General features: G+C 76.6%; 13 protein-coding genes. 12 read left to right on the top strand and 1 reads right to left on the bottom strand.

All coding sequences use genetic code 11. From position 1 onward, the window contains the following. The first annotated feature begins 412 nt into the window (after nucleotides 1-412). The 11 genes from IEZ10_RS06030 (at nucleotide 413) to IEZ10_RS05980 (ending at nucleotide 21766) form a co-directional block, all read left to right on the top strand. Nucleotides 413-6328 carry a non-ribosomal peptide synthetase/MFS transporter gene (locus IEZ10_RS06030; RefSeq protein ID WP_189245448.1) on the top strand — a complete coding sequence of 1972 codons (5916 nt, stop codon included), beginning with the start codon at nucleotides 413-415 and terminating at the stop codon, nucleotides 6326-6328. Beyond that, nucleotides 6325-6504, top strand: coding sequence for an MbtH family protein (locus tag IEZ10_RS06025; RefSeq protein ID WP_189245447.1), 180 nt, complete (start codon nucleotides 6325-6327; stop codon nucleotides 6502-6504). Before IEZ10_RS06030 ends, IEZ10_RS06025 begins: the two co-directional genes overlap by 4 nt. Continuing rightward, complete coding sequence (locus IEZ10_RS39805) at nucleotides 6501-6920, top strand: acyl carrier protein (RefSeq protein WP_268246285.1); 420 nt, start codon at nucleotides 6501-6503, stop codon at nucleotides 6918-6920. The genes IEZ10_RS06025 and IEZ10_RS39805 overlap by 4 nt, the downstream gene beginning before the upstream one ends. Nucleotides 6921-6976: 56 nt before the next feature. After that, nucleotides 6977-8449, top strand: a complete 1473-nt coding sequence (locus IEZ10_RS06015) for a class I adenylate-forming enzyme family protein (protein ID WP_189245446.1) — start codon at nucleotides 6977-6979, stop codon at nucleotides 8447-8449. Next, nucleotides 8446-10266 carry a condensation domain-containing protein gene (locus tag IEZ10_RS06010; protein ID WP_189245445.1) on the top strand — a complete coding sequence of 607 codons (1821 nt, stop codon included), beginning with the start codon at nucleotides 8446-8448 and terminating at the stop codon, nucleotides 10264-10266. The genes IEZ10_RS06015 and IEZ10_RS06010 overlap by 4 nt, the downstream gene beginning before the upstream one ends. Further along, nucleotides 10263-11807 (top strand): condensation domain-containing protein, encoded by a 1545-nt coding sequence (locus tag IEZ10_RS06005; RefSeq protein WP_189245444.1) that lies wholly within the window; start codon nucleotides 10263-10265, stop codon nucleotides 11805-11807. The genes IEZ10_RS06010 and IEZ10_RS06005 overlap by 4 nt, the downstream gene beginning before the upstream one ends. Further along, the gene (locus IEZ10_RS06000; protein WP_189245443.1) at nucleotides 11804-13300 is read left to right on the top strand and encodes a condensation domain-containing protein; all 1497 of its coding nucleotides are present in this window, start codon (nucleotides 11804-11806) and stop codon (nucleotides 13298-13300) included. Before IEZ10_RS06005 ends, IEZ10_RS06000 begins: the two co-directional genes overlap by 4 nt. An 11-nt stretch (nucleotides 13301-13311) precedes the next feature. Further along, nucleotides 13312-15312 (top strand): non-ribosomal peptide synthetase, encoded by a 2001-nt coding sequence (locus tag IEZ10_RS05995; protein ID WP_268246284.1) that lies wholly within the window; start codon nucleotides 13312-13314, stop codon nucleotides 15310-15312. After that, entirely contained in the window at nucleotides 15309-18539 is a 3231-nt protein-coding gene (locus IEZ10_RS05990; protein ID WP_189245441.1) for a non-ribosomal peptide synthetase, read from the top strand. Before IEZ10_RS05995 ends, IEZ10_RS05990 begins: the two co-directional genes overlap by 4 nt. Nucleotides 18540-18736: 197 nt before the next feature. Continuing rightward, nucleotides 18737-20392 carry a right-handed parallel beta-helix repeat-containing protein gene (locus IEZ10_RS05985; protein ID WP_229810986.1) on the top strand — a complete coding sequence of 552 codons (1656 nt, stop codon included), beginning with the start codon at nucleotides 18737-18739 and terminating at the stop codon, nucleotides 20390-20392. 102 nt (nucleotides 20393-20494) lie between these two features. Continuing rightward, nucleotides 20495-21766, top strand: coding sequence for an MFS transporter (locus tag IEZ10_RS05980; RefSeq protein WP_189245439.1), 1272 nt, complete (start codon nucleotides 20495-20497; stop codon nucleotides 21764-21766). An 88-nt stretch (nucleotides 21767-21854) separates the two neighbouring features. Here the strand turns inward: IEZ10_RS05980 and IEZ10_RS05975 are convergent, their stop codons facing one another. Continuing rightward, entirely contained in the window at nucleotides 21855-22409 is a 555-nt protein-coding gene (locus tag IEZ10_RS05975) for a pyridoxamine 5'-phosphate oxidase family protein (protein WP_189245438.1), read from the bottom strand. 135 nt (nucleotides 22410-22544) lie between these two features. Between IEZ10_RS05975 and IEZ10_RS05970 the strand changes: the two genes are divergently transcribed. Next, nucleotides 22545-25478: an ATP-binding protein gene (locus IEZ10_RS05970; protein WP_189245437.1), complete on the top strand. Its 2934-nt coding sequence runs from the start codon at nucleotides 22545-22547 to the stop codon at nucleotides 25476-25478. The last annotated feature ends 88 nt before the right edge of the window (nucleotides 25479-25566 follow it).

The raw sequence follows: 25566 nt of genomic DNA, 5'->3' as shown, positions 1-25566 counted from the left end.
TCCGTGTCAATCAGGAAAGGCTTCCCGTCGAAAGGGTGTCGCGGGATAAATCGCCCTTAACTGCGGAAAAAACCATAACAACTAACATTCCGTACTCCTGACAGTTTGAAAACAATCCTGAAACCTTGACGGCATTCCCGGGCGATCCCTAGCCTCCTCCGTGGGAACGCTCCCACCAATCGCGGCCCGATCGGCCCGCGGAGTGCCCGGACCGGCACCCGTGCCGCCGAGCGCCCGCACCCCTCGGCGCCGGGGACACCCGCGCCGCACCCGTCCTTGTGAACACGTCCCCGGACCGGGCCGCCCGGTCCGGCAGCCCGTCATGGAAACCGCCCGGAAGGGCGGCTCCTCCCACTCCGCCGCCGGGGAACGCCGCACCGTTCCCCTCCCCCCTTGAGCACGGAGGTCTCAGGTGACGCACGCCAGTCTCTCGCCGGCCAAACAGGCGCTGCTGGCCCGGCGGCTGGGCGGCCGGGCCGTCGCCGCCGCCGTCCCGCCGCGCCCGCCGGGCACCGTGCCGCCGCTGTCCCCCGCCCAGGAGCGGCTGTGGTTCCTGGAGCAGTACGCCCCGGGCACCGCCGCCTACACCGTGGCGTTCGCGGCCCGGCTGGAAGGCGAGATCGACGAGGACGCCCTCGCCGGGGCGCTCACCGACGTGGCCGCCCGGCACGAGAGCCTGCGCACCCGGCTGGTCACCACCGAGGACGGCGGACCCGGCGTCGTGATCGACGAGACGCCCGCCGCGGAGCTGACCGTCACCGACGACCTCGCCGCGGTGGACCGGGAGACAGCCCGGTCCTTCGACCTCGCCCGCGGCCCGCTGCTGCGGGCGCTGCTGGTCCGGCTCGCCCCGCGCAACCACGTGCTGCTGCTCACCATGCACCACGCCGTCACCGACGGCTGGTCCTGCGACATCGTCATGGAGGAGCTGCTCGCCCTGCACGACGCCCGCCGCCGGGGCGGCGAGAGCGGCCTCGCACCGGCGCCGCCGCAGTACGGCGACTACGCCTGCTGGCTGGCGGGCCGGGACCACGACCGCGAGATCGGCTACTGGCGGGAGAAGCTGGCCGGGCTGCCGCCCCTGGAACTGCCCGCCGACCGGCCCCGGCCCGCCGAGCAGCGCTGGGAGGGCGCCGTCCACGGCCTCGCGCTGGACCCCGGGCTCAGCGAGGCGGTCGCCGAGATCGGCCGGGCGCGCGGGGCCACGCCGTACATGACGCTGCTGGCCGCCTTCCAGGTGCTGCTCGGCCGCTACGCCGGGCAGGAGGACTTCGCGGTCGGCTCCCCGGTCTCCGGGCGGAACCTGCCGGAGCTGGAGCGCGTGGTCGGCGTGTTCGTCAACTCGCTGCCGATGCGCGCCGACCTGTCGGGCGACCCCACGTTCGCCGAACTCCTCGACCGGGTCAGGGAGACCGCGCTCGACGCCTACGCCCACCAGGACCTGCCGTTCGACCGGCTGGTCACCGAGCTGGCCGTGGAACGGGACGTCAGCCGCTCACCGGTCTTCCAGGTGATGTTCGCGCTGCAGAACTACCGGTCGGCGCCGCTGCGCACCCCCGGGCTGACCATGTCCGCCTTCCCGGTCGAGACCTCGGCCAGCCGCTTCGACCTGGCGCTGTACCTGTTCGAGACCCCCGAGGGGCTGCGCGGCAACCTCACCTACAGCACCGCGCTGTTCCGCCCCGACACCGTCGAGCGGATGGCCGCCTGCTTCGAGACCCTGCTGAGGTCCGCCGCCGCCGATCCGGACACGCCGATCTCCGAGCTGGAGCTGCTCCCGCCGGACGAGCGCCGCCGGGTCGAGCTGTTCGGCGGCTCGGCCCCCGCCACGCCCGCCGGGGACGGTCTGCTGCACGGGGCCGTCTCCGCGCAGGCCGGACGCACCCCGGACGCCGTCGCCGTCGTCGCCGGGGACGTCTCGCTCACCTACGCGGAGCTGGAACGGCGCGCCGGGCACCTGGCCCACGCGCTGCGGCGGCTCGGCGTGGGCCCGGACGACCGGGTCGCGATCTGCCTGGAGCAGTCGGCCGACCTGGCGGTCGCGGTGCTCGGCGTGCTGAAGTCCGGGGCCGCCTACCTCCCGCTGGACCCCGAGCACCCCGCGGAACGGCTCGCCTACGTGCTGTCGGACGCCGGCGCGCGGGCGGTCGTCACCGTGCCGGAGCTGCGCGACCGCCTGCCGGGCGACCTGCCGGCGGTCGATCCCGCCGACCCCGGCGGACCCGACCCCGGGCCGGTGGACAGCGGCGTCACCCCCGGCGACCTGGCCTACGTCATCTACACCTCCGGAACCACCGGGCGGCCCAAGGGCGTGGCCGTGCAGCACCGGCAGGTCGCGGTCTACCTCGCCGGGGCGCGGGAAAGGCTGGAGGTGGAGCCGGGCGGGGTGTTCGCGCTGCTGCAGTCGCTCGCCTTCGACTTCGGCGTGACCGTCTTCTACCTGTGCCTGATGACCGGCGGCACGCTCCACCTCGTCCCGTCCCGTACGGCGGGGCCCGAGCTGGCCGCCTACCTCCGCGAGCACCGCGTCGGCCACCTGAAGATCACCCCGTCCCACCTGGCGGCGCTGCTGGCCGACACGCCCATGGACGAGCTGCTCCCCGCCGAGCTGCTGATCCTGGGCGGCGAGGCCGCGCCGCGCGCCTGGGCCGCCGAGCTGGCGGCGGCCGGGCGGTGCCGGGTGGTCAACCACTACGGCCCCACCGAGGCCACGGTCGGCGTCACCACCCACGCGGTCGAACCGGCCCGCGCCGCCGCTTCGGCCGCCGTGCCCGGCGCCGCCCACGGACCGTCCGCGGGATCGGGGACGTCCGCCGGGCCCGGAGCGGGCACCGGCCTGGGGACGGACGTGGGGGCCGTCCCCGGGGCCGGGACGGCGCTGCCGATCGGCTCGCCGCTGCCCGGGGCGCGCGTCCGGGTGCTGGACGCGAACCTGCGGCCCGTCCCGGTCGGCGTCCCCGGCGAGATCCACCTCGGCGGCGACCGGCTGGCCCGCGGCTACCTGGGACGGCCCGGCCTGACCGCCGACCGGTTCCTGCCCGACCCCGACGGCGGCCCCGGCGCCCGGATGTACCGGACCGGCGACCTCGGCCGCTGGCTGCCCACCGGCGACCTGGAGTTCCTCGGCCGCCGCGACCTCCAGGTGAAGATCCGCGGCTACCGGGTGGAGCTGTCGGAGGTGGAGGCGGTGCTCGCCGGCTTCCCGGGCGTGGCGCACGCGGTCGTGGAGCTGCGGGGCGGGCGGCTGGTCGCCTACCTGGTGGCGGAGGGCGCGGGGACCGCCGGGAGCGCGGGAACCGGCGAAGCCACCGCGACCGCCGGTCCTCTCGAAACCGTTCAGGCCGCCGGAACCGCCGGAACCGCCGAACCGGGCGGAGCCGCGCCCGCCGGGGCGGCGGAGCTGCGCGCGTGGCTGGCCGACCGGCTCCCCGACCCCATGATCCCGGCCCGCTACGTGTGGCTGGACGAGCTGCCGCTGAAGTCCCACGGCAAGGTGGACCGGTCGCGGCTGCCCGACCCCGGGGCCGACGCCCCGGCCGCCGGGTTCGTCCCGCCCCGCACCCCGGCGGAGGAGACGGTCGCCGCGATCTGGGCGGACGTCCTGGAGCTGGAACGGGTCGGCGCGCTCGACGACTTCTTCGACCTGGGCGGCCACTCCCTGCTCGCGATGCGGGTCGTCGCCCGGTTGCGCCGGGAGGTCCCCGGGCGGACGGTCACCGTACTGGAGCTGTTCAAGCACCGAACGGTCGCCGACCTGGCCCGGCTGCTGGAGGCCGGCGACGACGGGCCGCGCGGCCTGCTGCACCGGCTCACCCCCGCCCGCGCCGCGACCGCGACGCTGGTGTGCGTGCCGTTCGGCGGTGGCAGCGCGGTCGTCTACCAGCCGCTGGCCGACGCGCTGCCCGGCGACTGGGCGCTGTACTCCGTCGCGGTGCCCGGCCACGAGCTGGGCGAGGAGGCCCGCCCCCTCGACGAGGTGGCGCGCGGGTGCGCCGAGGAGATCCTCGCCGGGGTCGAAGGCCCGCTGGTGCTCTACGGCCACTGCGGCCTCGGAGTCATGCTCGTCGCCGAGATCGCCCGCCTCCTCCAGGAGGCCGGCCGCCCCGTCGAGGCGATCTACCTGGGCGGGGTGTTCCCCTTCGCCAGGCCGGGCCGCGGCCTGGACCGGTTCGGCGACCTCATGGACCGGCTGACCTCCGACCAGGGCCGGATCAACGCGCTCGCCGCGGCCGGCCTGGACGTCGAGGAGTTCGAGCGCGACCAGCTCAAACTGATCATCGCCAACCGCCGCAAGGGCACCCGGACGGCCGAACGCTACTTCACCCGCCTGTTCGAGGAGGAGCGCGAGCCGCTGGCGGCGCCCGTCATCGCGGTCGTGGGGGAGCGGGACCCGGCCGCCGAGTTCTACCAGGAGCGCTACCTGGAGTGGCTGCGGCTGTCGGACACGGCCGCCTGCGTGGTGCTCGACGAGGCCGGGCACTTCTTCGTCAAGTACCGGGCCGCGGAGCTGGCCGACATCCTCACCGGCACCCACCGGGCCCTGGCCGAGGGGCGGGAGGCGGCGCTGCGCCGTACGGAGGGGTCCACCTGGTGGCTGGAGGGCTTCCGCGGACCGGCCGCCCCGGCGGAGGAGAACGGGTACGCGGGCGACAGCGACCTCAGCGACCTCAGGGACCCCGGCGGCACCGGCGGCACGGACGCGGCCGGCGGACCCGGCACGGCCTCCGGGCGGGGGCCGGGGGACCGCAGGCCCGCGCTGCGCCTCGTCCACGGCGAAGGCTCCGGCACCACCGACTCCGCCGGAACCGCCGGAGCCGCACAGCGGTCGCCGCGGCCCAGCATGCGGCGGTTCCTGCTGGTCGCGGTCGGGCAGCTCGTGTCGATCACCGGATCGGCGCTGACCGAGTTCGCCATCCCGATCTGGATCTACCTCACCACCGGCTCGCTGGCGAAGTTCGCGCTGTTCGCGGTGCTGGGACTGGTGCCCGGCATGCTGGTGGCGCCGCTCGCCGGGGCCATCGTCGACCGCCACGACCGGCGGAAGGTCATGCTCGGCGGCGACATCGCCGCCGGCGGGACCCAGCTCATCCTGGGCGTCCTGCTGTGGACCGGCAACCTGCAGGTCTGGCACATCTACCCGCTGCTGGCCTGCCTGTCGGTCGCGCTGACCTTCCAGCGCTTCGCCTACGGCTCGGCGATCCCGCAGCTCGTCCCCAAGCGGTTCCTCGGCCACGCCAACGGCGTCGTGCAGATGGCCACCGGCACCGCCCAGCTCGTCGTGCCGCTGATCGCGACCGGTCTGATGGCGGTCATCGGCCTCGGCGGCATCCTCGCCATCGACGTGGCCAGCTACGTGGTCGCCACGGGCGTCCTGCTGTTCGTCCGGTTCCCCGCGGGCATGCCGTGGCGCCGCCGCGAGAGCGTCATGGCCGAGATGGCGAACGGCGTCCGCCACTCGTGGGGCAACCCCGGCTTCCGCGGCATGCTGCTGTTCTTCGCGGTGCTCAACGTCTTCCTGTCGCCGCTGTTCCTGATGATCTCCCCGCTGGTGCTGTCGTTCGCCGGGCTCGACGACGTCGGCCGGGTCTCGTTCTTCGGCGGCCTCGGCGTCTTCCTCGGCGGGTTCGCGATGACCGCCTGGGGCGGCCCGCGCCGCCGGCGGCTGCGCGGCGTGCTGCTGGCCACGCTCGCCCTGTCGGTGTTCTGCGTGCTCACCGGCCTGCGGGCGAGCCTGCCGCTGATCGCGGCCGGCGCGTTCGGCATGTCGCTCTGCCTGACCATGCTCAACGGCGTCTACGCCACGATCATCCAGGTCAAGGTGCCGCAGCGGTTCCACGGCCGGGTCATCGCGCTCAACACCCTCGTCGCCTGGTCCACGCTGCCCATCGGCTTCGGCCTCGTCGCGCCGTACGCCGGGCGGGTGTTCGAGCCGCTGCTGGCGCCCGGCGGGCCGCTCGCGGGCACCGTCGGCGCGCTGATCGGCACCGGCGAGGGCCGCGGCATCGGGTTCATGTACGCCTGCTTCGGCCTGGCCATCGCGGCCGTCGCGCTGACCGCGATGCGGGTGCGGGTGCTGGCGCGGTTCGACACCGACGTGCCGGACGCGCTCCCCGACGACCTGGTCGGGTTCGAGGCGGTGCGGAGCCGTGCCCGCGCCGCCGGAGGCGGCGCCGGAAGCGCCGCCGGGACGGACCCCGGCGCGGGCTCCGGTACGGCCACCGGTACGGGTTCCGTGCCGGACGCCGAGAGGGACACCGCGGAGGGCGCGGAGGGCACCGCACCGGACACCGAGAAGACGGAGAAGAAGGAAGAAGAGGTCATCGCATGAGTTTCCTCGTGGTGCTGAACGATGAGGAGCAGTACTCCGTCTGGCCCGCCGGCCGGGAGCTGCCCGACGGCTGGCGGGCCGAGGGCTTCGAGGGGACGAGGGAGGACTGCCTCGCCCACATCGAGAAGGTGTGGACGGACATGCGCCCGCTCAGCCTCCGGCGGGCACGGGCATGACCGCCCGGGACACCGCCGCGGGGGACGCAGGGGGTCTCGCGGGCGCCGGCGCGGCGGGGGAGACGGGACACGCCGACGGCCTCACGGGCACCGGCGCCGCCGGGGAGACCGGGGAAGCCGAGGAGACCGGTGGGACCGGCGGGACCGGGGGCCCCGCCGACGACGGCCTCGCCGCCCGGCTGGCCCGGATGATCTCCGACGCCTGCGACGGCCGGATCACACCCGAGGAGGTCCTCGCCACCGGCGCGTCCCCCGAAGCCTCGCTGTCCGCGCTCGGCGTCACCTCGCTCGCGCTGCTGCGCCTCATCGACGCGGTGGAGGAGGAGTTCGACGTCGTCCTCGACCTCGGCGGCGGCGCCGCCCACCTCGACAGCTTCCCGCTGCTGGTCGGCCACGTGGCCCAGGGGACGCGGTGAGAGCGGCGGGCGCAGCGGGCGCGCCGGCCGTACCGGCCCCCGGGACGGTGCCGGAGATGCTGCGCCTGCGCGCGGCCCAGGACCCGGACCGGGAGGCGCTGGTCGTCGAGGGCGGCGGGTCGATGACGTTCGCCGAGTGGGACCGCCGCGCGGACGCCGTCGCGCACGGCCTCCTCGACCGGGGGGTACGGCACGGCGACCGGGTCGGGCTGCTGTTCGGCGGCTGGGACTGGGTGGACTTCGCCGTCGCCTACTGCGCGGTCCAGCGGGCCGGGGCGGTCGCCGTGCCGCTGTCGGAACGCCTCGCGCCCGCCGAGGTCCGGCACATGCTCGGGCACTGCGCGGCCTCGGCCGTCGTGGCCGGCCGCGACCTCACCCCGCCGCCGGGCGACCACCGCGTCCTCCGGCCGGCGGAGCTGGAGGGGGACGCGACCGGACCGGTGGACGTGGAGGTCGGGCCGCGGGATCTCGCCCAGATCCTCTACACCTCCGGCACCACCGGCCTGCCCAAGGGCGTGGCCGCCAGCCACGCCAACCTGACCTTCGGCTGCGAGACCCGGCCCAACCGCCGCAGGTTCGGGCACTCGCGCCACCTGCTGCACGCCTTCCCGATCGGCACCAACGCCGGGCAGACCATGCTGCTCAACGCCCTCGACGCCCGCCCGGCGGTGCTGACCCTCGGCCGGTTCACCCCGGGCCGGTTCACCCGGCTGATCGAGACCCACCGGGTCGGCACCGTGTTCGTCGTCCCGGCGATGGCGATCGAGCTGCTCAACGCCGGCCTGCACACCCGCCGCGACCTGTCGAGCGTCGTGCTGCTGGGATCGGCCGCCTCGGCCCTGCCCCCGGCGGTGGCGGCGCGGCTGGCGGAGGCGTTCCCCAACGCCACGATCACGAACTACTACACCTCCACCGAGGCCGCGCCCGCCCAGACCATCATGATCTACGACCCGTCCCGGCCCGGGGCGCTGGGCAGGCCCGCGTTCGGCGGCTCGCTGCGGATCGCCGGCCCGGACGGCGAGCCGCTGCCGCCGGGGGAGGCCGGCGAGGTCTGGATGCGCTCGCCCACCGCGCCCCGCTCCTACTACCGCGACGAGCGGGCCGACGCCGAGGCGTTCCGCGGCGGCTGGGTGCGGATGGGCGACCTCGGCCGCCTCGACGCCGACGGCTACCTCCACCTCCTGGACCGGGAGAGCGACGTGGTCAAGTCGGGCGCGTTCAAGGTCTCGACCCTCCAGGTGGAGGCCGCGCTCTACGAGCACCCGGACGTCGCGGAGGCCGCGGTGGTCGGCCTGCCGCACCCGGTGCTCGGCACCGCGATCGCCGCGGCCGTCGTCCCGCGCTCCGGCGGGGTCACGGGCAGCGGGCTGCGCGCCTTCCTGACGGAACGCCTGGCCGGGCACGAGATCCCCGAACGGGTGCTCGTCGTCGACACCCTGCCCAGGAACCAGTCAGGAAAAGTCATCAAAAGGGAGTTGCGGGGGCTGTTCGACGCCGCCGCGACCGCTCGCACGGAAGGCACGACATGACGGCATCCCTGGTCGACGAGTGGGACCGGGCGTCCCTGGCACAGCACGGCATGTGGGTCACCGAGCGCGCGGGCGCCGGCGGCCGGGTCTACGCCATGCCCCTCGCCGTACGGCTGGACGGGCCGCTGGACGTGGACGCGATGCTCACCGCCTGCGCCGCGGTCGCCGCCCGCCACCCCGTGCTGGCCGCGGCCATGACCGAGCGGGACGGGCTGCTGCGCCTGCTCCCCGGCCGGACGCCCCCGCCGGTCCGCTTCGCGGACCTGACCGGCGGCGCGAACGGCGTCCCCACCGGTGACGCGGCCGACGTCGCGAACGGCGGCGCGAACGGCGTCCCCACCGGTGACGCGGCCGACGTCGCGACCGGTGGCGCGAACGGCGGCCCCACCGGTGGCGCCGAGTCCGCCGAGGACGCCGAGTCCGCCGCGGCGGAGCTGGTCGAGGCCGAGATCGCCCGGCCCTTCGACCTGGAGGCCGGCCCGCCGGCCCGGTTCACCCTGGCCCGGCTCGCGCCCGAACGGCACCTGCTGCTGCTCGTCGCCCACCACGCCGTCTTCGACGGCATGTCCAAGGACGTCGTGCTGGCCGATCTGGCCGCCGCCTACGGCGGGCGCGCCCTCGCGCCCCTGGCCGTGCCGTACGGCGAGGCCGCCCGCGCCGAGCAGGACCGGGTGGACGCCGGGCTCGCCGCGGCCGCGGAGTTCTGGCGGGAACGGTGGCACGACGACCGGGAGGTCCTGCTGCCCGGCCTGGTGGCCCCGTCGCTGCGCGCCGCCCCCGGCGAGACGGCCGGCCTCGACGCCGCCGCGCTCGGCTCCGGCCTCACCGCCGTCGCCGAGCGGCTGGGCGTCACCCGCTTCGAGGCGCTGATGACCGCCCTGCACGTGCTGCTGCACGCCTACGGCAACGAGCGGGTCGCGGTCGCGGCGGACCTGTCCACCCGGACGGAGGGGACCCGCGACCACGTGGGGCCGTTCGTCAACGAGCTTCCCGTGGTGTCCGCGCCGCACGGCACGTTCGCCGGGTCCGCCGGAGAGAGCGGCACGTTCGCCGAGTCCGCCCGGGAGACGCGCGAGGAACTGCGGGCCGTCTACCGGCACCGGGAGGTGCCGCTGGCCCGCGCCCTGGGCGGGATCAGCCCGCGCAGCGCCCTCACCCCCGTCTCGGTCAGCTACCGCCGCCGCACCGGCCCCGCCCCCGCCTTCGACGGCCTGGACGCCTCGGTGGACTGGGCGATGTTCAACGGCGCGGTCCGCAACACCCTGCACCTGCAGGTGGTGGACGCCCCCGAGGGCCTGTCGGCGCGGCTGCTGTTCAACCCCCGGGCCATCGGCCGGGCCGGATGCGAGAGCGTCGCCACGGACCTCGTCGCCCTGCTGCGCGGCGCCGCGGCCCGGCCCGACGCCCCGCTCGGCGAGCTGCCGCTGCCGCCCCGGGTACAGGGTCCCGCCGTCGCGGCCCCGGCGGTCCCCGGCCCCGCCGGGAAGGCGGCGGAGGGGGAGCCGGCGACCGGGGCGGCGGCGGGCAAGGACTCCGACGCGGGCTCCACCGCGGGCTCCGACGCCACCGGCTCCGGGACCGGCCCGGACGCCACCGCGGAGATCACCGCCGAGGTCACCGCGATCTGGCGCGAGTTGCTGGGCGTGGACGAGATCGAGCCGGACGACGACCTGTTCGACCTCGGCGGTCACTCCCTGACCATCACGCAGATCATCTCCAGGGTCCGCGACCGGTACGGCGTCGAGCTGTCCTTCGAGCTGTTCATCGACACCCCGACCGTCGCCGGCGTGACCGGTGAGATCGCCGGGTCCCGATGACGGACGCCCCCGCCGCCCGGCGGGCGCCCGTGACGGTCGAGTTCGCCGGCGCCCGCGGCGGCGAGGCCCCGCTCACCTGGGGCCAGCAGGCGTTCTGGCGGCTGACCCGGTGGCTGGACGACGGCGACCCGTACTTCAACATGCCCTGGACGCTGCCCGTCCCCGGCCGGCACGACCTCGACGCGGTCCTCGCCGCGCTGCGCGGGCTCGTCGAGCGGCACGAGACGCTCCGCACGACCTGCGCGCAGACCCCCGCCGGGCCCGTGCAGCGGGTGACCCGGCGGGGCCGGCTGACGGTCGGGGTCGCCGAGGCCGGGCAGGCCAGGCCGCTCGCCGTGGCCGCGGAGATCGCCGCGGAGCTGGCCGCCACCGGGTTCGACTACGCCGCCGAGCCGCCGCTGCGCTGCGTCGTCGTGACCGGCGACGGGCGGCCCCGGGCGATGGCCTTCGCCCTGTCCCACCTCGCGGTGGACGCCTGGACGCTGGACATCCTCGCCGCCGACTGGAAGGCGCTGCTCGCCGGGCGGGAGCCGCCCGCCCCCGCCTGGCAGCCGCTCGACCAGGCCGCGTTCGAACGCGAGGGGGCCGGCGCCGCGCGCGGAGCCAGGGCGCTGCGGCACTGGCGGGCGGAGCTGGAGACGGCGCCCCTCACCCTGTTCGACTTCCCCGGCGTCACCCCGGAGGAGCCGCGGTTCGTCCGGATCGGCATGGAGTCGGCCGCCGTCGCCGCGGCGGCCGAGACGCTGGCGGAACGCTGGTCGGTCAGCACGGCCAGCGTGCTGACCACGGCGAGCGCCGTGCTGCTGTCGGCGCTGACCGGGCACCGCCGGGTGGCCATGCAGCTCATCGTCGCCAACCGGCACGACCCCAGGACCGGCGCCATGGCGGGCACCGCCGTACAGGACGGGCTGTTCGTCCTCGACCTGCCCGGCGGGACCTTCGCCGACGCGGCGCGGGCCGGGCACGGGCGGGCGCTGACCGCCTACCGGAACGCGCACTACGACCCGTTCGCGATGATGGCGCTGCGCGAGGAGGTCGGCCGGGAGCGCGGCGGGACCGTGGACCTGTCGGCCTACTTCAACGACGCGCGCTCCATCGGCCACTGGCCCAACCTGCCCCGGGTGGAGCCGCCCGGCGACCCCGCGGCGATCGCCGCGCTCACCGGGCGGACCCGGACCTTCCCCGTCGGCGCGTGGCACGAGGTGGACGCGACGGTGTTCTTCTCCACCACCCCCGCCACCCACACCTGCGGGCTCCACCTGCTGGTCGACACCGCCCGCCTGCCCCGGTCCACCGCCCACGCGCTGCTGCTGGGGATGGAGACCCTGCTGGTGAGCGGCGTGGCCGGGGACGTGCCGCTCGACGCGGTCGCGGAGCTGTGCGGGATCACCCCGGTCACCCGGCCCGGCGGGAGCGGCCCGGGATCACCCGGAACGACCGGCGGGGACGCGGAGGCCGTGCCCGTGGAGGGCGCGCCGGTGGACGGCGAAGTCGCCGGGAGGGCCGCCGGGGACGTGACCGCCGGGGGAGGCGTCCGATGACCGCCGCGGACGACCGGCGGGCCGAGCTGCTGGGCCGCCTGGCCGCGCTGCCGCCCGAACGCCGCCGCGCCCTGCTCGCGCACGCCCGCGGACGGGCCGCCGGGGACGTCCCGGGTACGGCAGGCACGGCAGGCACGGCGGGCACGGCGGGCACGGTGGGGACCGACGCCGGAAGCGGCGCCGGGACGGAGGAGTGGCCGCTGTCGTTCGGGCAGGAGCGGCTGTGGTTCCTCAGCCGCTTCGACCCGGCCGACACCGCCTACCACACCCCCTGGTGCGTACGGCTGTGCGGCCCGGTGGACGCCGACGGGCTCGCCGCCGCCTTCACCCGGGTGACCGGGCGGCACGACGTGCTGCGCACCCGCTTCCGCCTGGCCGGGGACCGCCCCGTGCAGGTCGTCGTGCCCGCCGCGCCCGTCACCGTGGAGCGCGCCGACGTCGCCGGCGACCCCGCGCCCGCCGTCCTGGAGTTCGTCAACCGGCCCTTCGACCTGGAGAACGGCCCGCCGCTGCGGGTGGCGCTGCTGCGCCTGGCCGACCGGGAGTACCTGCTCTGCATCGTCCTGCACCACATCGTGGTGGACGGCTGGTCGCTGGACGTCCTCATGCGGGAGCTCGCCGAGTGCTACGCCGCGCACCGTGAGGGACGCGGGCCGGTGCTGGCCGACCTGCCCGTGCGGTACACCGAGGCCGTGGCCGAGGAGCGGCGCCGGGCCGGAGACGACGACGGCGCCCATCTGGCGTACTGGACGCGGACGCTCGCCGGCGTGCCCGTCCTCGACCTGCCCGCCGACCGTCCCCGTCCCCCGCGCTGGACCGGCCGGGGCGGGCGGGTGGAGCTGGCCGTACCCGACGAGGTGGTCTCCCGGCTGGAGGAGACCGCGAAGAGGCGGCGCTGCACCCTGTTCATGGCCCTGCTCGCCGCCTACCAGGCGACCCTCGGGGCGGCCGCCGGGCAGGAGGACCTGTGCGTCGGGGTGCCGGTCGCCGGGCGGAACCGGACCGAGCTGGAGCCGCTGATCGGCTACTTCGCCACGACCCTGGTGCTGCGCGCCGACCTGTCGGGCGACCCGACCTTCGAGGAGCTGCTCGGCCGCACCCGCAGGGCGGTGTTCACCGGCATGCAGCACGCCGAGGTGCCCTTCGAGCGGATCCTCGGCGCGCTGCGCCTGCCCCGCGACCTGAGCCGGCCGCCGCTCTTCCAGGCGATGTTCAACCTGCACAACCTGCCCAAGGACGACCTGCTGCGGACCTCCATGGCCGACCTCGACGTCGAGGTCCACCCGGTTCCGGCGGCGGGCCGTACCAAGGCCGAGGTCTCGGTGGACGCCTGGCGCGGGCCCGAGGGCCTGGGCGGCGTCCTCGACTACAACAGCGACGTCTTCTCCGCCGGGACCGCGCGGCGGCTGGCCGGGGCCTTCACCGAGCTGGTGGAGCGCGCCGGGGCCGACCCGGGACTCCGGCTGTCCGACCTGAAAGGCATCCGACCGTGACGACGACGGCGATGACATCGACGACCGCACGACCGACGGCACAACCGACGGCACCGACGACGGGAACGGCGCCGGGGACGGGACCGGTCCGGAACCGGCCGCCGGCGGCCCCCGACGCGGTGGCGGTCACCGGGACCGGCGGCGAACTGACCTACCGCGAGCTGTGCCGGAGGGTGGACGACCTGGCGGCGGTGCTGCGCGGGTACGGCGTCGGCCCGGAGTCCCTCGTCGGGCTGTGCGTGGAGCGCACGCCCGGGATGGTGGTCGCGCTCCTGGCGGTCTGGGCGGCCGGCGGCGCGTACGTCCCGCTCGACCCGTCCTTCCCCGCCGACCGGCTCCGGATGGTCCGCGAGGACGCCGGGATCGACCTGGTGCTGACCCAGGACGGGGTGGACCGCGACCTGCTGCGCGGCGTGCCCCGCGTGCTGCGGCTCGGGTGGGACGGCGCCGCCCCGGCGGACGCCCGCCGCGCCGCCCCGGCCGCCGGGGACGACCCCGCGCCGCCGGGCGCCCTGGCCTACCTGATCTACACCTCCGGCTCCACCGGCCGTCCCAAGGGCGTGGCGGTGCCGCGCGAGGCGGTGACGAACCTGCTCGCCTCGTTCGCCGGACTGCTCGGCCTCACCCCGGCCGACCGCTGGCTGGCCGTCACCACCCTGTCGTTCGACATCTCGGTGCTGGAGCTGCTGCTGCCGCTGTCCCTCGGGGCCCGGGTGGTGCTGGCAGGCGCCCGGGAGGCGGCCGACGGCCGGGCGCTGCGGGAGCTGGCGGTCGCCGAGGGGGTCACGGTCATGCAGGCCACCCCCGCGACCTGGCGGATCCTGCTGGAGGCCGGCGGCGTCCCCGGGACCGTGCGGACCCGGCTGTGCGGCGGGGAGGCCCTGCCGCGCGACCTGGCCGACGCGCTGCTGGCCGGCGGCGCTCGCCTGTGGAACGTCTACGGCCCCACGGAGACCACCGTGTGGTCCGCCGCCGGAGAGGTCCGGCCCGCCCCGGCCCCGGTCGACCTGGGCGAGGCGATCGCCGAGACGTCGCTGTACGTCCTGGACGACGCCGGCCTGCCGGTGTCCGACGGCGAGGTGGGCGAGCTGCACATCGGCGGGACGGGCGTGACGCGCGGCTACCACGGCATGCCCGCCCGGACCGCGGACCGCTTCCGGCCCGACCCCTGGTCCGGCCGTCCAGGGGCGCGCATGTACGGCACCGGCGACCTCGTCCGCCTCGCCCCCGGCGGGCGCCTGGAGTATCTCGGCCGGGCCGACCAGCAGGTCAAGATCCGCGGGTTCCGGATCGAGCTCGGCGAGATCGAGACGGCGCTGCGCGCCGCCCCGGAGGTACGGCAGGCCGCGGCGGGCGTGTGGACCGGGCCCGACGGCTCACCCCGGCTGGTGGCCTACGTGGTCCCCGCCGAACCCGGCGCGCCCGCCGGAGACGAGCCTCCCACCGGGCCCGGCACGGTGGCGGACGGGCCGCGCGCCCACGGGGAGCCGGCGCCGCCCGCGCCAGCGGACCTGTGGCCGGGGCTGCGCGAGCGGCTCCGCCGGAGCCTGCCGGAGTACATGGTCCCCGCCCACCTCGTGACGCTCACGGCCCTGCCGCTCACCCCCAACGGCAAGCTCGACCGGGCGGCGCTGCCGCCGCCGGAGGCCGCGCCCGCCAGGACCGCCGCCTACCGGGCCCCGGGCACGGCCGTGGAGGACGAGCTGGCCGGGATGTGGGCCGAGGTGCTGGGCCTCGACGAGCCCGTCGGCGTGGACGACGACTTCTTCGAGCTCGGCGGGCACTCGCTGACCGCGGCCCAGATCGTCGCCCGCGTCCAGGCCCGCTACGGCGCCGCCGTGCCGATCGTGGCGTTCTTCGAGAACCCCACCGTCGCCGGGCTCGCCGGGGAGCTGGAACGCCTCGACGACGACCTCGGCCTGTCCGAGATCGCCGCGCTGCGCGACGAGCTCGACGGCCTCGACGCCGACGAGCTGGCCGCCGTCCTCGACGAACTGGCCCCGGGCGCATGAGGGCCCCGCTGTCCCCGGCGCAGGAACGGCTGTGGCTCCTGCAGCGCCTCGACCCGGGAAACGCCGCCTACACCATGTACCTGGCGCGCCGCCTGCGCGGCCCTCTCGACGAGGACGCCCTCACCCGGGCGCTCACCGACGTCCTGACCAGGCATGAGAGCCTGCGCACCCGGTTCGCCGAGGAGGACGGCGTGCCGTGGGCCGTCCTCGACCCCGCCCCGCCGCCCGTCGAGTGGATCGGCCCGGTGGACGACGGGGAGGCCCGCCGCCTGGTGGCGGAGCGGATCGACACGCCGTTCGGCCTCGCCGCCGGGCCGCCGGTGCGGGCCGCGGTGATCCGCGTCACGGGCGGCGATCACCTGCTGTGCGTCACGATGCACCACATCGTCGCCGACGGCTGGTCGCTGAACGTCATCCTCGACGACCTCGCCGAGTGCTACACCGCGCGGACCCGTGGCGCCGAGCCGGCCCTGCGCCCGCTGCCGGTCCAGGCCGGCGACTACGGGCGCTGGCAGCGCCGCCGGGCGGGGCGGGCCGAGCCGTACTGGCTGGAACGGCTGGCCGACCCGCCCGCGACCGAGCTGCCGTTCCGCCGCGACGGCGGCGCGACCGGGCTGGGGGAGGCCCACCGCGTCACGGTCGCGCCCGCGACGGTCCGCGCGCTGGAGGACCTGGCCAGGGCCGGGCGCACCACCCTGTTCACCGTGCTGGCCGCGGCCTACCAGGTCCTGCTGTCCCGGCACAGCGGGCAGCGGGACGTCCTGGTCGGCAGCGTCGTCGCCGGCCGGGAACGGGTCGAGCTGGAGCCGATGGTGGGATATGTCGCCCAGACGGTGCTGCTCCGCGGCGACCTGAGCGGGGACCCGACGTTCGCCGATCTCGTCGGCCGGACCCGCGGCGACGTCCTGGGCGCGCTGGGCAGCCCCGCCGTGCCGTTCGAGAGGCTCAGCCACCCGGCGGACACGCTGCTGCGCACCATGCTCATCCTGCACAGCCAGGACGCCGGCCCGCGCCGGCCGTTCGGCGGCCTGGAGGTGTCCCACGTCGACGCCGGGCTGCGGCGCGTCAAGAACGACCTGCTCGTCGAGGCGTGGCGGGACGACGACGGCGACGGCTCCGGCGGGCTCACCGTGTCCTTCTTCTACGACACCGGGCTGTTCGAGGCCGCGGAGATCGGCCGCCTCGCCGGGCGGTTCACGCGGCTGCTGGAGTCGGCCGCCGCCTCGCCGGGCACCCCGGTCTCCGCGCTGCGCATCTGGACGGACGACGACGAGGCCGGGCTGCGCCTCCCGGACGCCGGACCGGCCCTCCCCGAGGCGGCACCGGCCCTCCCCGCCGTGGCACCGGCCCTCTCCGACGTCGGACCGGTCCTTCCCGGCGGGGACGGCCCGCGGACGGTGCCGGAGATGATCGCCGAGGCCGCCCGGCGGGCGCCCGGCGCCGTCGCGGTGGTCTGCGGCGGGGAGCGGGTCACCTACGGCGAACTGCTGGCCCGCGCCGACGCGCTCGCCGCCGCCCTCCGCGACGGCGGGGTGCGGCCGGGCGACGTCGTCGGCGTCCTCCTGCCCCGCTCGCCGGAGGCGATCGCCGCGCTGCTCGCCGTGTGGCGGGCCGGGGCCGCCTACCTCCCGTTCGACCCCGACGTGCCGGACGAGCGGCTGGCCTTCGCGCTGGCCGACGCCTCGGCCACCCACCTGGTCACCCGGCGCGCGGCGCCCGCGGGCCTCACCGCCGTCGACCCGTCACCGGCGGACCCGGGAGCGGCCGGACCCACGGGCCGGGGGACGGCCGGCCTCGCGGGCACGCGGCCGGAGGGCGGGGGACGTGAGACTCCCGGAGGGCTCCCCGCCGGGGTGACACCCGGGGACGCCGCCTACGTCATCACCACCTCCGGCTCCACCGGCGTGCCCAAGGGCGTGCTGGTCGAGCACGGCGCGCTCGCCGCGCGGGTGCGGTGGATGCGCGCGGACTACGGGCTCACCCCCGCCGACCGCGTCGTCCAGTTCGCCTCGCTCAGCTTCGACGCGCACGTCGAGGAGGTCTTCCCGGCCCTGGCCGCCGGAGCCACCCTGCTGCTCCTGCCCGACGGCGCGGCGACCCTGCCCGACGTGCTGGCCTCCCCCGAGGGCGGCCGGGTCACCGTACTGGACCTGCCGACCGCCTACTGGCACTCGCTGACCGAGGACCTCGCGGAGATCGCCTGGCCGCCCGCGCTGCGGCTGGTGATCCTCGGCGGCGAGCAGGTCGCGGCGGCGGCCGTGGCGCGCTGGCGCGACCGGTTCGGCGACGCCGTACGGCTCGTCAACACCTACGGCCCGACCGAGGCCACGGTGATCGCCACCGCCTGCGACCTCGGGGCGGACGCGGCGGCGGGCCGCCCGCCGATCGGCCGCCCGATCGGCGCGACCACGGCGTACGTGCTCGGCGACGGGGGAGAGCCGCTGCCCGCGGGGGTGGCCGGGGAACTGGTGGTCGGCGGGGCGGGGGTGGCGCGCGGCTACCTCGGCCGGCCGGCCCTCACCGCCGCCGCCTTCGTGCCCGACCCCGGCGGCCGGCCCGGGGCGCGCCGCTACCGCACCGGCGACCGGGTGCGCCGCCGCCTGGACGGGCGGCTGGAGTTCCTCGGGCGGCTGGACGGCCAGCTCAAGGTGCGGGGCTTCCGGATCGAGCCGGGCGAGGTGGAGAGCCGCCTGCTGGCCTGCCCCGGCGTGGGGCAGGCGTTCGTCACCGCGCGGGGCGGGGAACTCGTCGCCTACGTCACCGGCGCCGCGGACCCGGCGGACCTCCGCGCCCGCCTGGAGCGGGTGCTCCCGCGCCAGTTCGTCCCGACGGCCTGGGTACGGCTCGACGCCCTGCCGCTCACCCCGGGCGGCAAGGTGGACCGGGCCGCGCTCCCCGCGCCGCAGGCCGCCCCGGACGCCGGACGGGTCCTCCCGCGGACCGACGGCGAGCGGCTGGTGGCCTCGATCTGGGAGGAGCTGCTCGGCACGGGCCCGGTCGGCGCCTTCGACGACTTCTTCGCCCTCGGCGGCCACTCGCTGCTGGCCACCCGGGTGGCGGCCCGGATCAGGCGGGCCACCGGCGTCGAGGTGCCGATCAAGACGATCTTCGCCGGGAGCACGGTCGCGGCCCTGGCCGAGGAGGTGGAGCGGCTGCTGGTCGAGGAGCTGGCCGCGCTGAGCGAGGAGGAGGCCGAGGCGCTGCTCGCCGGGGCCGAGGAGCCCTGACCGCCGGGACCGGCGGCCCGCGACGGGCGCGGGCCGCCGGGGAGCGCCGGGACGGGTCGGGTAAATGACCCCTGGCCTGCGCTTACTCCTTCAGGGAGGGGGGAATTGAGCCCATGATCCGGCGTGTCCGGCCGGGTCGCGGGACGGACGCCGCCGGAGGCGTCCCGCCGCCCGGTTCGGCGAGAGGGGGCGCACCGGTGAACGATCCCGACGGTGTCTACAACGCCCGCGAGCACGGGCTGGCGGGCGACGGCGTCACCAACGACCAGCCGGCGCTGGCCGCGCTGGTCGACCGGGTCGGGGCGGCCTGCGCGGCCGACGGGCGGGCGCGCACCATCCACTGCCCGCCCGGCGTGTACTCGATCCGGGACGCCGGCACCGTCTGGCGCAGCGGGGTGTCCCTCGTCGGCGCCGGGGCGGGCGCGACCCGCTTCGTGCTGTCCAACCCCGGCAACCCGGGCACCGCGGTGCCGCTGGCCTTCTTCACCGCGCTCCAGCACGGCGCGGGCCCCGGCAACCACATCGCCGACTGCACCTTCGCCGACTTCGAGATCGACGGCTCCGGCGTGAGCGCGGACCCGTACGACGTGCTGGCCAAGGGGCTGGGCCTGCAGTACGTGCTCCGCGGCCGGTTCCGCGACCTGTACATCCACGACACCGCCGCCTCCGGACTGGGCTGCGACTTCCTTCAGGACACGGTGGTGCAGGGCGTCATCGCGCTGCGCTGCGGGCGGCTGGACACCGGCACGCAGATCGGCGGCGCCGGGCTGGGCATCGGGATCGGCGGCTGGGGCGGGGTGGAGCGGCTGACCATCAGCGGCTGCACCGCCGTCGGCAACGGCACCAACGGCATCTTCCTGGAGTTGCAGAACGCGGCGTGGACTCCGCCGCGCGGCATCCGCATCACCAACTGCCACGCCGAGGACAACCGGTACGGCATCTCCGACTGGGGCGCCGAGGGGCTGGTGGTCTCCGCCTGCGTCATGATCGGCAACCACGAGGCCGGGTTCGACGTCTCCGGCCTGGGCACCACCGGCGTGCCCGGCCGGGGCGGGATCGTCACCGGCTGCGTCATCGACGCCAACATCCGGGACGGCGTCAGCGTCGGCAACACCCCCGGCCGCTACACCGTCACCGGCAACCGGATCAGCCGCAACGGCCGCTACGGCTACCGCGAGTACAACACCCCCGGCACCTCCGCCTTCGCCTCCGCGTCCACCGCCGACTCCGCCTCGGTCGGGATGGTCCTCGACGGCAACGACATCTGGTGCAACGCCCTCGACGGCATCCGGATCGACAGCCCCGTCGCCGACGCCACCGTCCTCGGCAACCGGATCCGCGACAACGGCGTGCAGCGGGCCCCGGCCGCGGAAGGCGGGGGCCCGTCCGTCACCTACACCGCCACGGCCATGACCGACGCCTCGGCCCGCTGGGAGCCCGGCGGGCACCTCGGCAAGATCCTCACGGTCGGCGCCGACATGGCGATCGTGACGGGCAACACCGCCACCGAGCTGACGCTGGCCCCCTGGCGTCCCGGCGCGACCTCGGCGTGGCGGGGCGAACCGCCGGGGGCGGGCACGCCGTACCGGCTGCCGGAGCCGCCGGAGATCCGGGCGGGCATCACGCTGAACGCCGAGGCCCGCGACTACACCATCCGCGCCAACCGGATCTGGGACGGCGGGCGGCCGGGGACCCAGACCCACGGCCTGTGGATCACCGGTTCCGGGGGGTGCGTGTCCGGCCGGGTGGTGGACAACGACCTGGAGGGCAACGCCGTCGCCGCGACCCGTTTCGACATCGGTCCCGAGGGCGGGGAGTGGGCGCGCAACCGCGACGTCCCCCGACCCGCCTGACCGCCTCGCGGCGGGGGCTGTCGCGCGGGGGGAGGGCGGCGTAACATCCGAGCACCCCTCATGTTGTCGGGTGCCCGGTCGTGATCGCGAGGTGCGAGCCGTATGAGCGCTGTCCAACCCGTCCCCGAGGTCCCGGCCGCGCTCGCCGAGCCGGTACGCAGGGTCGGGCCGTGGTGGGTCGCGGGCATCTCGCTGGCCAACCTCGCCCTCTGGATCGGCTACTCCGGGCCGCTCCAGATGCTCCTGCCCCTGCAGATGGCGCGGATCGCGCCGGACGGCAAGGAGACGGCGCTGGCGCTGGTCACCGGGGTGGGAGCCGCGGTGGCGATGCTGTCCAACCCGGTCGCCGGGGCGCTGTCCGACCGCACGACCGGGCGGTTCGGCCGCCGGCACCCCTGGACGCTGGCCGGCGCGCTGGCCGGGGCCGCGGCGCTGGCGCTGCTGGCCGGGCAGGACACCGTCGCCGGCGTGGCGGTCTGCTGGTGCCTGGCCCAGGCCGGGCTCAACGCGATGCAGGCGTCGCTCAGCGCCGGGGTGCCCGACCACGTGCCGGTGCGCCAGCGGGGTGAGGTGTCGGGCTGGGTCGGCATGCCGCAGGCGCTGGGCGTGGTGCTGGGGGTGGGAATCGTCATCGCCGTGGCCGCCACCGTCCGGTCCGGTTACCTGATGATCGCCGCGCTGGTCCCCCTCGGCGTGCTGCCCTTCGTGCTCACCACCGCCGACCCGCCGCTGACCGCCGCGCCCCGGTTCGACGCGCGGGCCTTCCTGCGGAGCTTCCGGATCAGCCCCCGGGAGCACCCCGACTTCTTCTGGGCCTGGCTGACCCGCTTCCTGATGCAGCTCGGCAACGCGATCGCCACGCTCTACCTGCTGTACTTCCTCGCCGACGCGGTCGGCTACGAGCGGATCTTCCCCGGGGAGAAGGCCGAGGACGGCCTGCTCGTGCTGATCCTCATCTACACCGCCGCCGTGGTCGTCACCACCGTCGTCGCCGGCGTCGTCTCCGACCGGCTCGCCCGCCGCCGGCTCCTGGTCACGGTCTCGGGCCTGATCAGCGCGGTCCCGGCGGTCCTGCTGGCGTTCCGCCCGACCTGGCAGGCGGCCCTGGTCGCCGCCGTGATCCTCGGCGTGGGTTTCGGCGTCTTCCTGTCGGTCGACAACGCCCTGGTCACCGAGGTGCTGCCCGCCGCCGACGGCCGGGCCAGGGACCTCGGCGTCATCAACATCGCCAACTCCGGCCCGCAGGTCCTCGGACCGGTCATCGCCGGCCCGATCGTGGCGGGCGCCGGCGGCTACCCGGCCCTCTACCTGGCCTCCGCGGCGCTGACGCTCCTCGGCGCGGTCCTGGTCCGGAAGATCCGCTCCGTCCCCTGACCCGCGCCGCCCCGCCTTCCCGCTCCGTTCCCCGCTCCGTCCCCTGACCGGCTTCGCTCCCCGGTCCGTCCGCCCGCCGGGACGTCGGTCAGGCCAGCCAGCGGCCGTCGCGCATCAGCTCGCGGCCGGTCAGTTCGTCCGCCTCGCGCCACGCCTGGACGCGGCGCGGGGTGATGCGGAACCAGCGGTACGGCGTGGCCGACACGCGCGGGTCGAACCCGGTGCGCTCGGCGAACCGGTCGCCCCGCTCCCGCGGCAGCTCGCCGATCTCCAGGACCTCGACCTCGCCGTCGATCATGGACACGTCGCGGGTGAGGCCGAGCCCCAGCCGGACGACCCGGGTGGCCGCCAGGTTCCTGCCGGTCGGGCTGTCCGCCGGGGTGGCCGCCAGCAGCGCCTCCCCGTCCCAGTCGAAGGACAGTGGCACCAGGTACGGCGCGCCGTCGGCCGAGGCGGTGGCCACCCAGACGTCGACGTCGTGGTCGAGCCGGTGCTCGGTGTCACGGCGGCGCCGGGCGCGGGAGCGGGGTCCGGCGCTCTCCGGGTGGCGGTCGAGGGCGTCGTGCGCGGGCTCCCCGGCCGTCGCCGGACCGGTCGCGGGACGCGGCGCCGTACCGGTCACCGGGGTGGGAGAGCTGGTCATGGTCACTCCTGTCGTCGCGGGTCACGATCGGCCGGGGGCGTTCCGCCGGGCCGATCGCCGTGGTCACAGCCTCTCCCGGCCGGAGCGCGGGCCGCTTCCGTACCGACCACGGAACCCGGTACGGATAATGGTCCGATGCCCGGTCCAGTCATCCAGGCCCCGGCCGTCTCGGCTCGCGAGGCCGAAGTGCTCACGCTGCTCGGCGAGCACCTCAGCAACGCGGAGATCGCCGCGCGGCTGTTCATCTCCGTGCGGACGGCCGAGTCGCACGTCTCCTCACTGCTGCGCAAGCTGGGACTGCCGGACCGGCGGGCGCTCGCCCGGCACGCGGCCGAGCTCGCCCGAACCGAGGAGCCGCGCCCGGCTCCCGCCCTGCCGGCGCCGCTGACGGCGTTCATCGGCCGGATCCGGGAACGCGGTGAGCTGGCCGAGGCGGTGACGTCGCACCGGCTGGTGACCGTGACCGGCCCGGGAGGGGTGGGCAAGACGCGCCTCGCGCTCGCGGTGGCGGCGGACGTGGCCGGCGACTTCCCCGACGGGGTGTGGTTCGTGGACCTGGTCCCGGTCACCGAGCCGGGCCGGGTGGGGGCGGCGGTCGCGGCGGCCGTGGGCGTGGGCGAGCAGCCCGGACGCGGCATCGACGACGCGGTGCCGGCCGCGCTGGCGGACCGCCGGGCGCTGTTGGTGCTGGACAACTGCGAGCAGGTGCGTGACGGGGTGGCGCCGTTCCTGGAGCGGCTGCTGGCGGCCTGCCCGCGGCTGCGGGTGCTCGTGACGAGCCGGGCCCGGCTGACGGTGCCGTTCGAGCGGGTGTTCCCGGTCCCGCCGCTGTCGCGGGCCGGTGGTGACAACTCCGAGGCGGTGGCCCTGTTCCTGGACCGGGCGGCGGCCGCCGGCCGGCTGCCGGGCCCGGAGGTGGGCGAGGGGGTCGTGGCCGTCTGCGAACGGCTCGGCGGCATGGCGCTGGCGATCGAGCTGGCGGCGGCGCGGTGCTCCACGCTCGGACTGGACGGCCTCGTGGCCGGGCTCTCCGACCAGTTGCGGATCCTCGCCGGGGGGCCCCGCGCGAACGACAGGCACAGGTCGGTGCGGGCGGTGCTGGACTGGAGCCACGACCTGCTGGAGCCGCCGGACCAGGCGTTGCTGCGCCGGGTGGCGGTGTTCGTCGCGCCGTTCACCGCCGACGCGGCCGCCGGGGTCGCCGGGTTCGCCCCGCTGGACCGGGACGGGGTCGCCGACGGGCTCGGCAGGCTCGCCGAGCACAGCCTCCTCGCCGTGACGCCGTCCGCGACCGGCACCCGGTACCAGGCGCTGGAGACCATCCGCCAGTACGGGACGGAGCGGCTCACCGGCGCCGGTGAGCTGACGGACGTCCGCTCCCGGCATCTGGGCTGGTGCCTGGCCGGTGCGGACGCCCTCGCGGGAGCCGGCGGCGCGGACCGGCGCGCCCGGTTCGACGCCGTGGCCGAGGACATGCGGGCCGCCCTCGCCTGGGCCGCCGAGCAGCCGGAGCGGCGCGCGGACGCCCACCGGCTCGCCCTGTCCCTGGCCGGTCCGGCCTTCACCCGCAACCTGCTCGGCGAGGCCCAGCAGCGGCTGGAGCAGGCGGCCCGGCTCGCCGACGCCGACGCCGGCGCCGCGGCCGTGGCGCTGCGGCACGCCGCCGCGGTGGCCGGGTGCCGAGGGCTCGGCGACGACATGTTCCGCCTGCACCGCGCCGCCGCGGAGGCCGCCCGCCGGGCCGGGGACACCGTCGGCGCCGGCCGTGACCTGGCCACCGCCGCCACCGTCGCGTACCGCTTCTCCAGCTCGTTCACCCGGGTCCCCTCCGCGGAGGAGGCGGCGGCCCTCCTCGCGGAGGCGCGGGAGCTGGCCGGCGACGCCCCGGCCGCCGAGGCGGCCGTAGCGCTGGCCGAGGCGGCCGTGGTCGCGGACGCGTTCGGTGCGGTCCAGGGGGACGCGGACAACACCGCGCGGGAGACGATCGGGTTCGCCGAACGGGCGGTCGAGCTCGCCCGGCGCGCGGGCGACCCGGTGGCGGAGTCCGCCGCCCTCGACGCGCTCTCCGGCGCCCGGAGCTGGGCCGGCGAACCCTTCGCCGCCGCGGCCGCCGCCCGGCGCCGGATCGACGTCCTGACCTCCGCGCCGCCTTCTCCCGCCGGCGCGCACGAACCGGCGCCTTCCCCCGTCGGCATGTACGAACCGACGCCTTCCCCCGTCGGCTCGCACGAACCGACGTCTTCCCCGGCCGGCTCGCGTGAGCTGATCGACACCCCGGCCGGCACGCACGAGCTGGTCGACGCCCTCGCCATGGCCGCCGGGACCGCCCTCGGCGTCGGCGAGCTGCCGGAGGCCCGCCGGTGGGGCGGGCGGCTCGCCGGTCATCCGCTGCTGGCCGAGGCGGGCCACCACGCCACGTCCTGGCTCCTGGTCGCCGACGCGCTCACCGGCGACGCCGGCGAGGTGCTCGCCGGCAGCGCGCGGTTCCTCGACGCGTGGGAGCGGAGCGGCCGCGGGCGGTCCTTCTCCCTCGGCCCCGCCGCCGCGTCGGTCGCGATGATCCACGGCCTGCGCGGCGACCACGACGCCCGGAGGACCTGGCTCGCGATCGTGGAGGAGGCGGGCACGGGGCCGGAGCACCGCCGGGGCTACGGCGCGGTCTTCGACGCCACGGTCCTGCTCCACCACGGAGACGTGGACGCGGCGCTGGAGCGGGTCGCGCCCGAGCCGGAGCAGGTGTGGAAGTGGGTCTCCTGGATCTGGCTCCACTGGTACGCGGCGCTCCGGGCGGAGTCGGCGGTGCTCGCCGGGCACCGGGACGCCCGGGACCGGATCGCCTCGGCCCGGAGCGTGACCGCCGGAAACCCGGTGGCCTCCGCCCAGGTGGACCGGGCGGAGGCGCTGCTCGACGGCGATCTGCCCCGGCGGCTCGCCGCCGCCGCGGCGTTCGAGGCGGCCGGCTGCCGCTACCAGGCGGCGCGCACGCTGGTGCTCGCCGGGGGCGAGCACGCCGCCGCCGGGGAGGCCGCGCTGGCCGGTCTCGGCCTCGTGCCCGGAGCCGTCCGGTAGGAGGCGGCGCCGCGGCGCGTCCGCCACGGCGGCGGGGGCGGGCCGGGAAGCGCAGGACATGCGGGCCGGGGCGCCGGTCCGGCGCACC

The sequence above is a fragment of the Streptosporangium pseudovulgare genome (assembly GCF_014648055.1).
In the GTDB taxonomy this organism is placed as follows: Bacteria; Actinomycetota; Actinomycetes; order Streptosporangiales; family Streptosporangiaceae; genus Streptosporangium; species Streptosporangium pseudovulgare.
The sequence above is the reverse complement of the archived record's forward strand: the minus strand, read 5'-3'. Positions and strand labels throughout refer to the sequence as shown.